The organism is Lacibacter sp. MH-610 (assembly GCF_045780045.1).
Classification (GTDB): domain Bacteria; phylum Bacteroidota; class Bacteroidia; order Chitinophagales; family Chitinophagaceae; genus Lacibacter.
On record NZ_CP116002.1, the window covers coordinates 3,510,746 to 3,524,036 of the forward strand.

The following is a 13,291-nucleotide window of genomic DNA, read 5'->3' on the forward strand; positions in this document are numbered from 1 at the left end:
AGTAAGAGGTAAGAAGTAAGAACAGAATCGGTGAATCTTACCTCTTACTTCTTACATCCTTCTTTAATGTTTCAGTCTGTTCAAAAAGTTAATATCCACGCTGTGAATGTTACGGTACATCATGACTATAATAGCCAACCCTACACTTACTTCTGCTGCAGCCACTACCATAATAAAAAATACAAACACCTGTCCATCGGTACCAACAGAGGCAAACGGATTAAATTCGGCAACATTAGCATAGTGCAGCTTACTGAATGCTACCAGCAAAAGATTCACTGCATTCAGCATCAACTCCACACACATAAAAATAATGATGGCATTGCGACGGGTTAAAACGCCTGCTACTCCAATGGAGAACAAAGCAATCGCAAAAGCTACATAATAATTTATCGGCATAAATTCAATTTGATAATTTTCAAATACTGAGTACTTAATCTCCCTTCTTTCCGATTACCACGGCACCAACCATTGCACTTAAAAACAACACGCTGGCAATTTCAAAGGGCAGCACATAATCAGTAAACAACACCATTCCCAAACGACGGATTAACCCCGTAGGCCCGCTTGTATTTACAGCCTGCATAGCAATCGTTTCAGATTGACGTAACGCAGCAACAAATACCAGCAACAGGCAACCACCGGCAACAGCACCGGCCATCTTGAGCCATTTATTCTTTTGCGGTTCATTGTCAGCATTCAGGTTCATTAACATAATAACAAACAGGAACAACACCATAATGGCACCGGCATAAACAATAATGTTTACAATCGCCAGGAACTGTGCATTTAATAAAATGTAATGACCGGAAATGGCAAAGAAAACAACAATGAGCCATAACACACTGTACACAGGATTCTTACTGGTTACCATCATTAATGCGGCTCCCAATGCCAGCGCACTCAAAAAATAAAACAGAATTTCAGTAATACTCATAAACATTTAACTACGAAGTATAAATTACATTAGTGTGCAACTCGTACTTCTTATTTTTATTGCTCTTGTTTCGCTTTGGCTTTACGTTCGTCAACCAATCCTTTTGCTTTCGCATATCCTTCTGCATCATTTTTAGGATGAGGAATCACCAGGTTATCTTTTCCATATATAAAACTTTGACGACTGTAATTTGCAGGCGCAAAAGTTTCAGTTAAATAAATGGCATCTTTCGGGCAAGCTTCTTCACACAATCCGCAAAAAATACAACGCAGCATATTGATTTCATATTTGGCTGCATATTTTTCTTCACGGTACAAATGTTCTTCGCCGGGCAAACGTTCCGCAGCATCCATCGTGATTGCTTCAGCCGGACAAGCAACTGCACACAGACCACAGGCGGTACAGTTTTCTCTTCCCTCTTCATCACGGTTTAAAATATGCAGTCCACGAAACACAGGACTGAACGGGCGCTTCTCTTCCGGATAATTGATCGTTGCCTTCTTTTTAAAAATATGGCTGAACGTAATGCCCATACCCTTGGCAATGGCAGGAAGGTATAACTTCTCCATAAAGCTCAAAGGCCTTCTGTCTACCGGTTTTGCTTTGCTTGTTAATTGCATTTACGTTTATTAATTAGATTTCAATTTTTTGTTTGTCAGCGACGTTTCTGCTATTTGACTGCTGTTGCGTCGCACACTTGTACGTCCTTACTGCTACTCATCACTTGTTCAACCATAAAATCAATGCAGCAGTGATTAACATATTCACCAATGCAATTGGTATCAATCCCTTCCATCCCAAATTCATCAATTGGTCATAGCGGAAACGTGGAATGGTCCAGCGTACCCACATGAACACAAATATGAAGAACAGGATTTTTGCAAATAAAGCCAATGCACCTAAGCCTGCTGCAAGATTTACATTTAATGTACTCTCATCTACAAACGGAATATCATAACCGCCAAAATACAAGGTAGCAATGATGGCACTGCTGATGAACATATTGATATACTCAGCAAACAAATAGAACCCCAGTTTCATACTGGAGTACTCAGATGTATAACCGCCAATCAATTCATTCTCTGCTTCAGCTAAGTCAAAAGGTGTACGGTTACACTCAGCAAATGCACAAACTAAAAACACAAGAAACCCAACAGGTTGAATCAACACATTCCAATAACCCTGTTGTTGCAACTGCACCATCTCTTTTAAACTGGGTGTACCGGTGTACATGATGAGTGCAATCAATGCCAGACCCATCGCCAGTTCATAAGAAATCATTTGGGAGGCTGCACGTAATCCACCGAGCAAACTAAACTTGTTGTTACTGGCCCATGCACCAATCATAATTCCATACACACCCAAACTCACCACACCAAACACATACAAAATGCCGATGTTTACATCTGTAATCTGCAAACTGATGGTTCTGCCAAACAATTCCATCTTATCACCCCAGGGAATTACAGCACTGGTTAACATCGCTGTTATCATGGCCAATGAAGGACCAAGAATGAATAAAAACTTATTAGAGAACGCAGGTATAATTTCTTCTTTGAAAAACAATTTCAAACCATCGGCCATGGGTTGCAATAAACCAAACGGACCTGCACGGTTAGGACCACGTCTGTCCTGCATTACTGCAGCTACCTTACGCTCCATATAAGTAGTGTACATGGCAATCACCAATGAAATGGAGATAATGAACCCGATAAACAAAAACTTTTCGAGTACAAAAGCCCAGTCAACCTGTAGTAAAATAGTATTCATTAATTTCCTTTCTTCAATTGTTTAAATACTTCTGAAGTAGCCGGTCCATCCAACTCACTTAACTCCACCTGGTTTACTTCACTAACGTCCTTAATATTCATCAGCAACTTCGGATCTCTTCCGCCCATTACTTTTGCTACGGTTTCATTCGGCTTCTTCAAATGCTCATAATGCCCTTGTGAAATCACTGAATGACGATTCACCTTTGATGGTCCTTCAATAGTCCAGTCACTTACTTTCTTACGTTCAAAGCGACAGGTATTGCAAATCCATCCGGGTGTGCCTTTACTGCTTTGCTTTACTTCGCCCCACTCATCTTTTCTTGCAGTTACCCTCAGCACTTCATCACCACGCATCCACAGTTGTACTTCGCCGCTGCACTTATCACAGTTGCAATGAGCATCTACAGGCTTGGTAAACCATACACGGTTTTTAAAACGGAATGTTTTATCGGTCAACGCACCAACAGGACAAACATCAATTACATTGCCAATAAAATCATTATTCAGATTCTGTTCAATATATGTTGCAATTTCTGCATGGTCGCCACGCATTAAAATGCCATGCTTTCTTTCGGTACTCACCTGGTCAGCTACATACACGCAACGATAGCAAAGAATACAGCGTGTCATGTGCAGCGAAATATATTCGCCCAAACTGTGTTTATCAAATGTTCTGCGTTTGAATTCATAACGGCTGGCGCCTTTGCCATGCTCATAACTCAAATCCTGCAAATGACATTCACCTGCCTGGTCACATATAGGGCAATCTAATGGATGATTGATTAATAAAAACTCCACCACACCGTTTCTTGCATCCAATACTCTATCGCTGGTAATATTTTTTACCACCATGCCATCCATTACATTGGTGCGGCAGCTTGCTACCAATTTGGGCATAGGACGTGGATCAGCAGTAGAACCTGCTGCTACTTCTACCAAACAGGTACGGCATTTACCACCACTATCTTTTAGTGTTGTATAATAACACATAGCAGGCGGCGCCACTTCACCACCAATCTTACGTGCAGCATTCAGGATAGTTGTTCCCGGCTCCACTTCAATGGTGATGTTGTCAATGGTTACTTTAAAAAGTTGTTTTTGTTCAGACATGTTTATCTAAATAGCTTCTTTTAAATGTTAAGCAGTTGGCGCTGCTACCTCTAACGGTTTCGCATAGTTGGCTAATCCGTAATTCCGCTTCACAGCATCTTCCGGATTGGTTACATGCCATTCAAACTCATCACGGAAATGACGAATCGCTGCTGCCACAGGCCATGCGGCTGCATCACCCAGCGGACAAATCGTATTTCCTTCAATCTTGCGTTGAATATCCCACAGCAAATCAATATCACTCATCTTTCCTTTTCCGTTCTCAATGTTCAATAAAATCTTTTCCATCCATCCTGTTCCTTCTCTGCAAGGGCTGCATTGCCCGCAACTTTCATGACGATAAAATCTTGCAAGCGTATAAGTATGTTTTACCACGCATTGGTCTTCATCCATCACAATAAAACCACCACTGCCCATCATACTTCCTGTAGCAAAACCACCATCAGCCAAACTTTCATACGTCATCATTCTTGTTTCTCCCTTTGCTGTTTTCAACAAGAGATTCGCAGGCAAAATAGGAACAGATGAGCCACCGGGGATACATGCTTTCAACCGTTTGCCATTAGCAATACCACCACAATATTCATCACTATAAATAAATTCTTCAACAGAAATATTCATTTCAATTTCATACACACCCGGCTTATTAATATTACCGCATGCTGAAATCAATTTGGTTCCTGTTGATTTACCAATACCAATCTTGGCATATTCATCACCACCATCGTTCACAATAGGCACTACTGCTGCAATTGTTTCTACATTGTTCACCACCGTTGGGCAACCCCACAAACCTTTCACTGCAGGAAACGGAGGCTTGATACGTGGGTTGCCACGCTTGCCTTCCAAACTTTCAATCAATGCCGTTTCTTCACCGCAGATGTAAGCACCGGCGCCGGGCTGTACATACACTTCACAATCAAAACCACTGCCCAAAATATTTTTACCGAGCCATCCTGCATTCTTTGCTTCGGCAATGGCCTGTTCTAAAATTTCTTTTACCCACCAATACTCACCACGGATGTAGATGTAAGAACGGTTACTGCCGAGTGCAAACGAAGCAAGTATCATTCCTTCAATCAACAAATGCGGAATGAATTCCATTAAGTAACGGTCTTTAAACGTACCCGGCTCACTCTCATCAGCATTACAAACCACATAGCGTGGCACACCTTCAGGCTTTGCAAGGAAACTCCATTTCATACCTGTAGGAAAACCTGCACCACCACGACCACGTAATCCGCTTTTCTTCACTTCTTCCACAATCGCTTCAGGAGTCATGGTCTTCAACGCTTTTTCCACGCTGCGGTAACCACCTTCACGGCGGTACACATCATAATGCCTGATGCCTTCAATATGTGCTTTGTCTAATAATAATTTTCTTCCCATATTTCCCGTCGTATAATTTTCTCGACTTTATTTTTCTTTGTCCTCCGTAGCTTTAGCGAAGGAGGATTATGTAGTCACCGTTGTTGCAGCTATAAAGCTTCTCTTGCGTCGCATTGCAAATCCCGTCTTTAGCGGGACTCTTGTGCGTTCTTAATTCTATTGAGCAACCCACCCCATTTCATCTTCACTATTGTTTGAGACTCCGCCACCCCTCCCAGGAGGGGATAAACAACTTCAATTTTATGCAGTTGTATCATTATCCCTAAACCAATCAGGTTTAAACCGCAACAAATTCCTGAACACAATCGAACCCAATGCCAATCCAAAACCAATGTACAACAACGGACGCATCGCCACTTTATCCTTCGCCATCAAAAACACAATCATCACAATAATGGCAGAAGTGGAAAATAAAAAACCAATCATCATTGCTGTTTTCTTCTTCATCTTAATTGGCTTTTGCTTTTCCTTCCGCAATCAACGCATCTATTTTTTCTTTCGTCAAATGCTCTCTGTAATCAGGACCCAACTGCATCATCGGTGCATAACCGCAAGCTCCCAAACATTCTACTACTTTCAAGGTAAACAAACCATCTGCTGTTGTTTGTCCGGGTTTGATGCCCAGCTTCTCAAAAATGTACGCTACAATATCATCGCTTCCGTTTAACATACAGGGACCCGTTTGGCAAACTTCAAAAACAGTTTTACCAACAGGCTGCAAATTGTACATGCTGTAAAACGTTGCTACTTCATACACTTCAATGGGAGCAATCTTCAACAGCTCAGCTGCATAATCCATGGCTTCACTGCTCAACCATCCGCCATTTTCTTTTTGAATAAAATGTAACAAGGGAAGCAATGCACTTTTTTGTTTGCCCTCGGGGTAGTGAGAAATCATCTCTTCTACCTTCTTTAATTTATCGTCTGAAAACTTCATTATCAATTTTCCATTAATCAATTATCAATTATGCATCCAACTCACCTGCAATCAAATTCAAACTGCTCATCACCACAATCGCATCACTCAGCATTGCTCCTTTTACCAACTCTTCATAAGCCTGGTAATAAATAAAACATGGTCTGCGGAAATGCAAACGGTACGGTGTACGTCCGCCATCACTAATCAAATAGAAACCCAACTCACCATTACCGCCTTCCACACTGTGATACACTTCACCTTTTGGCATATCAATTTCACCCATGATGATTTTGAAATGCCAGATGAGTGCCTCCATGCTGGTGTATACTTTTTGCTTTTCAGGCAAATAATATTCGGGGACATCCGCATGATACACTTCTGCATCAGCGCCTTTAAAGTCCTGAATCTTTTGATACGCTTGTTCAATGATGCTTAAGCTCTGCCACATTTCCTGGTTACGCACTAAGAAACGGTCGTAACAATCACCCGTGCTTCCTACAGGAATAGTAAAATCAAAATCTTCGTAAGAGGAATAAGGTGTGTGCACACGCACATCATAATCTACACCGGCTGCACGCAGGTTTGGACCGGTGAAACCATAATTCAATGCACGTTCTGCACTGATGGGTCCGCAACCGATAGTGCGTTCCATAAAAATACGGTTGCGTGTAAAGAGGTTTTCAAACTCCTGTAATACTTTGGGATATTCCTTTAAGAATTTTTCAAGCTTACTCCAAGCAGTTGGTGTAAAGTTGCGTTCAAAACCACCAATGCGTCCGATGTTGGTTGTTAAACGGCTGCCGCAGATTTCTTCATAGATTTCATAAATCAATTCACGGTACTGCATCACATATAAGAACCCGGTATAAGCACCTGTATCCACACCCACGATTGAATTACAAATGAGATGGTCACTGATGCGTGCCAATTCCATGATGATGATGCGCATGTAATCCACACGCTTGGGTGTTTTAACACCTAATAATTTTTCACAGGTCATGTGCCAGCCCATATTGTTGATGGGGCTGCTGCAATAGTTCAATCGATCAGTAATGGGAGTAACCTGGTACAGAGGACGACGCTCCGCCAGTTTTTCAAATGCACGGTGAATATATCCTACTGTAGATTCAGAACTTTGAATGCGTTCGCCATCTATTTCCAAAATGTTTTGAAACACACCATGCGTAGCAGGATGCGTGGGACCAAGGTTCAACGTAACGGTCTTCTTTTCAATTGATCCTTCGGGTAGTAATATATTCTGAACGTCGCTCATGTCAAATTTGAAAATTTTGAATTTGAAGATTTGAATATTCTTTTAAATAAGCACGCTGCACAATTTTCAAATCATCAAATCTTCAAATGGTTTTTTAATTCACACTTCCACCTCTTCCAAACATTTCATCATCTTTATCTCTTCTTGTTTGATCTTCCAACGGAAATTCTTTTCTCAATGGGAAATAATCCATCTCATCTACATTCAAGATGCGTTTGAGATTGGGATGCCCCACAAAGTTTACACCAAAGAAATCGTATGTTTCCCGTTCCATCCAGTTGGCGGTTGCATACAACTGCGTAGCGGTAAACACATCAGGCGTATTGATATCAGTAAATACTTTGAAACGGATACGCACATTATCAACCAAGTTGTGCAGGTGATACACAACAGCTAATTCTCTTCCTTTATCATCCGGATAATGCACGGCCTGTAAATCGGTGAGGAAACGAAACTTCAACGCCTCATCATCGTATAAAAATTGAAGCACTTTTAAGTTTAACTCTTTCGGCGCTTCAAATGTGAGCATGCCGTAAGGCTCTGTAAAATCAGAAATCTGCTCGCCAAATTTCTCCTGAAGTCTGTTCTTAATTATTTCGTTGGTCAAAGACATATTAGCTATTCGCTTTTCGCTGCAAGCTACAAGCTTGTGACTTGAAGCTAACAGCTTGCAACTGTATTTTGGTTATTGTATTCCGTAGCTTTCTAACAAAGCCTTGTAATGCTCACTGTTTCTTCTTCTCAAACTCTCCTGTCCTACCAGTTCCTGTACTTTCATAAATCCATCAAGGATGGCTTCAGGTCTGGGCGGGCAACCGGGCACATACACATCCACAGGAATTACCTGGTCAATGCCCTGTAATACACTGTAAGTATCGAAAATGCCACCGCTGCTTGCACAAGCTCCCACAGCAATTACCCAACGTGGCTCGGCCATTTGCAGATACACCTGCTTCAACACAGGACCCATCTTTTTAGCAATGGTTCCCATCACCATCAATAAATCGCATTGGCGGGGCGTAAATGCCACACGCTCACTGCCGAAACGGGACAAATCATAATGACTTCCCATAGTAGCCATAAATTCAATACCACAGCAGGAAGTAGCAAAAGGCAAAGGCCAGATAGAGTTTTTTCTTGCCAAACCTACCACTTCACTCAACTTGGTGGCAAAGAAACCTTCGCCACTTGCACCTTCAGGGGCACCCACAACACTGATATGACCGTTGTAGTCAACAGGTTTGGGGTTAATATTAAATTGTACCGGACGGGACATAATAAGTATTTACGATTTGTTATTTGAAAATTTGAAGATTATCAACTCCTTACAAACAAAATTTCTCGTTCAAAGTTTAAGCTTCTTCTATTTTCAAATAATTAATATTCAAATTTTCTAATTCTCAGTCTTCCCAGTTTAAAGCACCTTTCTTAATGATGTAATAGAATCCGCATAAAAAGAATCCTACAAACATCAATACGGCCAAAAATCCATTCCATCCCAGTTCTTTAAAATTCACCGCATAGGGATAAAAGAAAATCACTTCCACATCAAATAACACAAACAAAATAGCTACCAGGAAATATTTTACAGCCATGGGCTGGCGGGCATTACCATGTATTTCAATACCACTTTCAAAATTCTCCAGCTTTTGAGCCGTGGGACGCTTAGGGCCCAGCCAATGGGTAAGGAACATCATCAAACCAACAAAACCGATAGCGAAGATTAATTGTATGCCGATAGGAAAATAATTGGTGGACTCACTGATTTCGGAAACTGAAGGAACAGCCTGGCTCTGAAGAAAGATAATTCCGTTTGGCATGGTTATGTTTTATCGCCGCAAAAATAAGGCAGCCCCTGCACATAAAATCAGCAACGATAAAAAAAGTCCCGCCATACGGCAGGACTTTATCTTATGATTTCTTCTTTACTACTTTTTTTGTGGCGCGGAGCCTCCGGCCGGTTTACCTGCTGCAGGTTTCGTGCCTGTTGAAGGAGCAGATGTGCTTGTGGATGTGTTGCTGGCTTGTTTACCACCGCTCAACTGACGCTTGAATTCAAGAGCCTGTGCATCAGAAGGGTTAATGGCCAACACCTTATCACAAAACTCAATGGCTGCCTTTGTATCTTTTTTGATTACCGTATTATAACCGATGAAATATTTATAGGCAATCACCACCTGCTGACGGAAATTAAGCGAATCCTTGCTGGTAGTAGCTACTTCAATAAACTTCTCGAAATGAGGATTAGCCATTGACTTTTCCATATTGGAATCAATCGTCCAGTTACAACGGCCTCTCCAGTAGTAACCATAAGCCTGGTCAGGATACTTCTCCACATAGCCGGCAAAGATTTCATCTGCCTTTGCATAGAATGTGAAATCATCAGAACCGGCATCAAAATAAGCACGACCTAAATTGTAGAGATCCACATTGCTGGGGTTCTTCTTGGCTTTGTATTGTTTATCCAGCCAGTATGCAGTTGCTTTTTTATCTTTTTGCTTTTTAGCAAAATCAACTGCTTTCTGCAGGTAAGAAGCTTTGTTTTCAGCAGAAGTATCGGCTTCCATTGCTTTTTCATAATAAGCGTAAGACTGAGCTTCGCTGCCCGGTGTTGCGGCCATAATATCGCCTAACAACTCATAGTCTTTTGGCACAATATCTTCCGGCTTTGCTTTCTTAAAGAATTCATCAATGCTTGCTTTAGCATTTGCCATATCGCCTTGTTTGGAGTAGGCATAGGCTTTCAAACGGTAGATACGGGGTTTGATAACGTTTACTCCTACTTTATTAATAAGCGCATCACTCATGCTGATGGCATCGGCAAAGTTCTGAGAAGCGTATTTTAAATCAATTCTGTAATAATCATTTTGCGGATCTGGGTCAATAGCTGCAATAAAACCATTGAGAAAACCTTCAGCTTTGGCCACATCACGGAAATACCAGTAACGGTACAATGCATATTGTGCGGGACCATAAGCAGGATCCATTCTAACTGCTTCTTCATAAGCAGGCAGAAAGAATTCCCTGTTTTTCTGGCTTTCATAAATTACACCTTCCTTGTATTTAGCTGCTGCCAGGCCGGGATTGAGCAGTAAAGCATTTTTCAACGCCAGCACAGCATCGCCACCGTTTACATTTTTCATGTGTCCGTCAGCAATTGTAATCCAGAGGTTGGCATCTTTAAACCCTTTTAAAGTAGTGGCCTTGGTCATTTGCATAATACCATAATTGGCATCGCCTGCTTTTGTGTACACATTAGCACGACCTACCGCATGCAGCACTTCAATATCTTTTGATTTGGTGTTGTTAACAGCCATTTCAAAATTATTACGTGCACCGGTGGCATCGCCTTCTATTAACTGAATCTGTCCCATACCGGCCAGCAGTAAAGGAGCAGTTGGGTTAGTACCCATTGCTGTTTGGTAGGTTTTCTTTGCATTGGTTACATCTTCCAATCCAAGATAAGCCTGTCCCAGCCAATAAGCGGCCTCTGCATCTGATGGCTTGGCTGCCACCAGCTTTTGAAACACATCTTTGGCACTGGTAAAACGCTCATAATACATGAACTTCTTACCTTCTTCAAGCGTTTGGGCAAATGTGCCGGTTACCAACACAAGCGCCACAAAAAATAAACTGAGTGACCGTTTCATTGACTTTGCTTTAATTTTTAGGGGTGGTAAAAGTATTAATTTCTTGGTTTCTAAATGTTATTTTGTTACCTGATGGGTTTTACCAGTTTTAATTTGGTTTCCCGCATCATAAAAATCTTCCATGCCGGTACTAAATAGCCTCTTCTGAATATCAATTGCCCTCTGTCGCTCATCATAAAATTTACAAACCCTTTGCCAAGACCTGCATGATTTTCTTTCAAGACGTAAACAATGTCCCGAACGTAGGGATACCGATTTGTTAAAATTTCCTCCTGCCAGGGTTTGGTGTACATGCCTGCTTCATCACAATCCTGGCAGGGCAACCATGCAATCCGCACCTTTTCCAGCATCTTTGTTTGAGAAGTGTCCTCGGGGTTGCCTATCCAGCTCACACCTACAAACCCAATTGAATTTTTATTAGCTGCAATATATTCCACTACATTTCTGCTGGAAGTAGCAGCCGTAACTTTCGCCGTATTCAGTTTAGCTCCTCTTAAAATACTGTCAATTGCATACCGCACCGTGCTGGTAGCTTTCAAACCGTCAAACACTAAATTATAGGGCAATGTACTTTGCCCCTGCAATAACTGTGAAACCTGCTCTTTGGTAAAAACGGAATCAGGAGCATTTCGGTTCACTATAAGAGCAACTGCATCTTTGGCCAGCACACCGCTGGTGGGGTACATGCCCACCGAATCATAGTAATAGGATTTTTCTGCCTGGGTAAGATTCCGGGTTACAATGACCATTCTTGTAGAATCCCGAAGTAAATCGCTCCAGCAATCTGCCTCCGGTTTGTATTCTGCAATAATGCGGGCCTTGGGCCAGGAAGCTTCAAATACTTTTATCTGTTCTTCAACAATGGGACGGAAGGTTTCATCTACACTGATGCGAATAGTACCGCTTTCACCGGTATCAGTAGGCCGGGGCTTACCATTCTTACAGGCAAGCGCCAGCAGGAATAAACAAACAGAAATGACTGGTAAAGAAAATCTCATGAATCCTGCTTATATGTTTTATAGCCACGATAAACTCGAAACAAACCGTAAGCAAAGGCAAGCGCTCCGAAAACAGTAACCACTTCCGGCGGCGGGAAACTGATTTCCAGCCCTACATATTTGGATACGGTTAGCACACCACCAACCCCCGCATAAATCAAACCCATCACCACATCAAAAATGGCTTTGATATTAACAGGTTTATTTTTTTTTCTGAATTCTTCCTGAACTGACATGAGATAATCTACTGACTGCGGCAAGATAGGGAATTTTAAACTCCATTCATCCCTGATTGGACGAACGGAGTTGGTTAAAAATGATTGCAAACGATTGAAGTTATTCTTCTTCTTTTACAAATGTGATTGGTTGAGTAAAGTAAACCGCTACGGGCTGACCTCTTTGTTTACCGGGTTTCCATTTGGGCATACGGTTAATCACCCGGAGCACTTCTCTATCAAAAGTTGTTCCTGCACTCTGCACAATGACTGCATCTGTAATCACACCATCTTTATTTACAATGAATTTCACCCTTACCGTTTTTCGATCACCGGCATCCAGTTCATCAGGCACACGAAGCATACGTTGCAAATAGCTGAGCCATGCTTCATCACCACCCGGGAAATAAGGAGCTTCGCTCACTGCTCCCTGATCGTACACAGGCGGTTCTTCCGGCTGAGGTGGCGCCACGTGTTGTGTAATGGTTGTTTGCGGAGCTTCTGTGCCTGCCACTGAACCTTCACCACCATTGCCGGGACTGTTCGTTGGACCGATAGCCATATCAGAAGTATCAACCGTTTCACCCACCGGTTTGGTAACTAAATCATCAGGAACAATTTTAAAAACAGGATTTTCTCTTGTGGGTGGCGCCTGATCAACTGTTCTTGGTTGTTGTTGCTCTATCGTTTTTTCAATGGGTTCTTCTTTGATTTTTTGCAGCACTACAATAGTAGTATCCCATACTGCACCTGTATCAGTTATTCGCTCCGGCGACTTCACCATAGCATAAAGAAATAATACAAGCACAAAGAGCAACATCAACCCTACTGCTTTTTTCAAATGCGAAGGATACTCCCGTCGCAATTTGTAAGCACCATATTCCTTATTCCTGTTTTCAAATAGAATGTCCAGTAAATCAGCTTTGAGAATTTGTTGTGCGGTCATGGCTTTAGGTTTTGAAATGAGATGAAGGGAAAAGAAAAATCCATAAAGCAGGAAAGGAACAAGGCACAAGAATCAAGAAACA

General features: G+C 41.8%; 16 protein-coding genes. All 16 read right to left on the minus strand.

Annotated features, from left to right (window positions below; genetic code table 11):
- Positions 1–63: 63 nt before the first annotated feature.
- The 16 genes from nuoK to PDL71_RS16185 all read right to left on the minus strand — a co-directional run bounded on the left by nuoK (position 64) and on the right by PDL71_RS16185 (position 13,209).
- On the minus strand, positions 64–399 hold the full coding sequence (nuoK, locus tag PDL71_RS16110; protein WP_407522916.1) for an NADH-quinone oxidoreductase subunit NuoK: 336 nt from the start codon (positions 397–399) through the stop codon (positions 64–66).
- Positions 400–433: 34 nt separating this feature from the next.
- Positions 434–937 carry an NADH-quinone oxidoreductase subunit J gene (locus PDL71_RS16115; RefSeq protein ID WP_407522918.1) on the minus strand — a complete coding sequence of 168 codons (504 nt, stop codon included), beginning with the start codon at positions 935–937 and terminating at the stop codon, positions 434–436.
- 56 nt (positions 938–993) lie between these two features.
- Positions 994–1,557: an NADH-quinone oxidoreductase subunit NuoI gene (nuoI, locus tag PDL71_RS16120; protein ID WP_407522920.1), complete on the minus strand. Its 564-nt coding sequence runs from the start codon at positions 1,555–1,557 to the stop codon at positions 994–996.
- 100 nt (positions 1,558–1,657) lie between these two features.
- A complete protein-coding gene (gene nuoH, locus PDL71_RS16125) occupies positions 1,658–2,707 on the minus strand; it encodes an NADH-quinone oxidoreductase subunit NuoH (RefSeq protein ID WP_407522922.1) in 1,050 nt (349 codons plus the stop codon).
- On the minus strand, positions 2,707–3,819 hold the full coding sequence (locus PDL71_RS16130; protein WP_407522924.1) for a 2Fe-2S iron-sulfur cluster-binding protein: 1,113 nt from the start codon (positions 3,817–3,819) through the stop codon (positions 2,707–2,709). Before PDL71_RS16130 ends, nuoH begins: the two co-directional genes overlap by 1 nt.
- A 27-nt stretch (positions 3,820–3,846) precedes the next feature.
- Complete coding sequence (gene nuoF, locus PDL71_RS16135; RefSeq protein ID WP_407522926.1) at positions 3,847–5,208, minus strand: NADH-quinone oxidoreductase subunit NuoF; 1,362 nt, start codon at positions 5,206–5,208, stop codon at positions 3,847–3,849.
- 240 nt (positions 5,209–5,448) lie between these two features.
- A complete protein-coding gene (locus tag PDL71_RS16140) occupies positions 5,449–5,655 on the minus strand; it encodes a hypothetical protein (RefSeq protein ID WP_407522928.1) in 207 nt (68 codons plus the stop codon).
- 1 nt (position 5,656) lies between these two features.
- On the minus strand, positions 5,657–6,145 hold the full coding sequence (gene nuoE / locus PDL71_RS16145) for an NADH-quinone oxidoreductase subunit NuoE (protein ID WP_407522930.1): 489 nt from the start codon (positions 6,143–6,145) through the stop codon (positions 5,657–5,659).
- A 28-nt stretch (positions 6,146–6,173) separates the two neighbouring features.
- Positions 6,174–7,400: an NADH-quinone oxidoreductase subunit D gene (locus PDL71_RS16150; RefSeq protein ID WP_407522932.1), complete on the minus strand. Its 1,227-nt coding sequence runs from the start codon at positions 7,398–7,400 to the stop codon at positions 6,174–6,176.
- Positions 7,401–7,494: 94 nt separating this feature from the next.
- Positions 7,495–8,013, minus strand: a complete 519-nt coding sequence (locus PDL71_RS16155) for an NADH-quinone oxidoreductase subunit C (RefSeq protein ID WP_407522934.1) — start codon at positions 8,011–8,013, stop codon at positions 7,495–7,497.
- A gap of 72 nt (positions 8,014–8,085) precedes the next feature.
- Positions 8,086–8,676, minus strand: a complete 591-nt coding sequence (locus tag PDL71_RS16160) for an NADH-quinone oxidoreductase subunit B (protein ID WP_407522936.1) — start codon at positions 8,674–8,676, stop codon at positions 8,086–8,088.
- Between the two features lie 124 nt (positions 8,677–8,800).
- A complete protein-coding gene (locus PDL71_RS16165) occupies positions 8,801–9,220 on the minus strand; it encodes an NADH-quinone oxidoreductase subunit A (protein ID WP_407522938.1) in 420 nt (139 codons plus the stop codon).
- A gap of 108 nt (positions 9,221–9,328) precedes the next feature.
- Entirely contained in the window at positions 9,329–11,050 is a 1,722-nt protein-coding gene (locus PDL71_RS16170) for a tetratricopeptide repeat protein (protein WP_407522939.1), read from the minus strand.
- Between the two features lie 65 nt (positions 11,051–11,115).
- Positions 11,116–12,048 (minus strand): PstS family phosphate ABC transporter substrate-binding protein, encoded by a 933-nt coding sequence (locus tag PDL71_RS16175; protein WP_407522941.1) that lies wholly within the window; start codon positions 12,046–12,048, stop codon positions 11,116–11,118.
- Positions 12,045–12,374: a hypothetical protein gene (locus PDL71_RS16180; RefSeq protein WP_407522943.1), complete on the minus strand. Its 330-nt coding sequence runs from the start codon at positions 12,372–12,374 to the stop codon at positions 12,045–12,047. The genes PDL71_RS16175 and PDL71_RS16180 overlap by 4 nt, the downstream gene beginning before the upstream one ends.
- Before the next feature lie 10 nt (positions 12,375–12,384).
- On the minus strand, positions 12,385–13,209 hold the full coding sequence (locus PDL71_RS16185) for an energy transducer TonB (protein WP_407522946.1): 825 nt from the start codon (positions 13,207–13,209) through the stop codon (positions 12,385–12,387).
- Positions 13,210–13,291 lie beyond the last annotated feature (82 nt).

Bases quoted from the DNA above. Each gene is read 5' to 3' on its own strand.
- nuoK (WP_407522916.1), bottom strand. From the start codon at position 399: ATGCCGATAAATTATTATGTAGCTTTTGCGATTGCTTTGTTCTCCATT.
- PDL71_RS16115 (WP_407522918.1), bottom strand. From the start codon at position 937: ATGAGTATTACTGAAATTCTGTTTTATTTTTTGAGTGCGCTGGCATTG.
- nuoI (WP_407522920.1), bottom strand. From the start codon at position 1,557: ATGCAATTAACAAGCAAAGCAAAACCGGTAGACAGAAGGCCTTTGAGC.
- nuoH (WP_407522922.1), bottom strand. From the start codon at position 2,707: ATGAATACTATTTTACTACAGGTTGACTGGGCTTTTGTACTCGAAAAG.
- PDL71_RS16130 (WP_407522924.1), bottom strand. From the start codon at position 3,819: ATGTCTGAACAAAAACAACTTTTTAAAGTAACCATTGACAACATCACC.
- nuoF (WP_407522926.1), bottom strand. From the start codon at position 5,208: ATGGGAAGAAAATTATTATTAGACAAAGCACATATTGAAGGCATCAGG.
- PDL71_RS16140 (WP_407522928.1), bottom strand. From the start codon at position 5,655: ATGAAGAAGAAAACAGCAATGATGATTGGTTTTTTATTTTCCACTTCT.
- nuoE (WP_407522930.1), bottom strand. From the start codon at position 6,145: ATGAAGTTTTCAGACGATAAATTAAAGAAGGTAGAAGAGATGATTTCT.
- PDL71_RS16150 (WP_407522932.1), bottom strand. From the start codon at position 7,400: ATGAGCGACGTTCAGAATATATTACTACCCGAAGGATCAATTGAAAAG.
- PDL71_RS16155 (WP_407522934.1), bottom strand. From the start codon at position 8,013: ATGTCTTTGACCAACGAAATAATTAAGAACAGACTTCAGGAGAAATTT.
- PDL71_RS16160 (WP_407522936.1), bottom strand. From the start codon at position 8,676: ATGTCCCGTCCGGTACAATTTAATATTAACCCCAAACCTGTTGACTAC.
- PDL71_RS16165 (WP_407522938.1), bottom strand. From the start codon at position 9,220: ATGCCAAACGGAATTATCTTTCTTCAGAGCCAGGCTGTTCCTTCAGTT.
- PDL71_RS16170 (WP_407522939.1), bottom strand. From the start codon at position 11,050: ATGAAACGGTCACTCAGTTTATTTTTTGTGGCGCTTGTGTTGGTAACC.
- PDL71_RS16175 (WP_407522941.1), bottom strand. From the start codon at position 12,048: ATGAGATTTTCTTTACCAGTCATTTCTGTTTGTTTATTCCTGCTGGCG.
- PDL71_RS16185 (WP_407522946.1), bottom strand. From the start codon at position 13,209: ATGACCGCACAACAAATTCTCAAAGCTGATTTACTGGACATTCTATTT.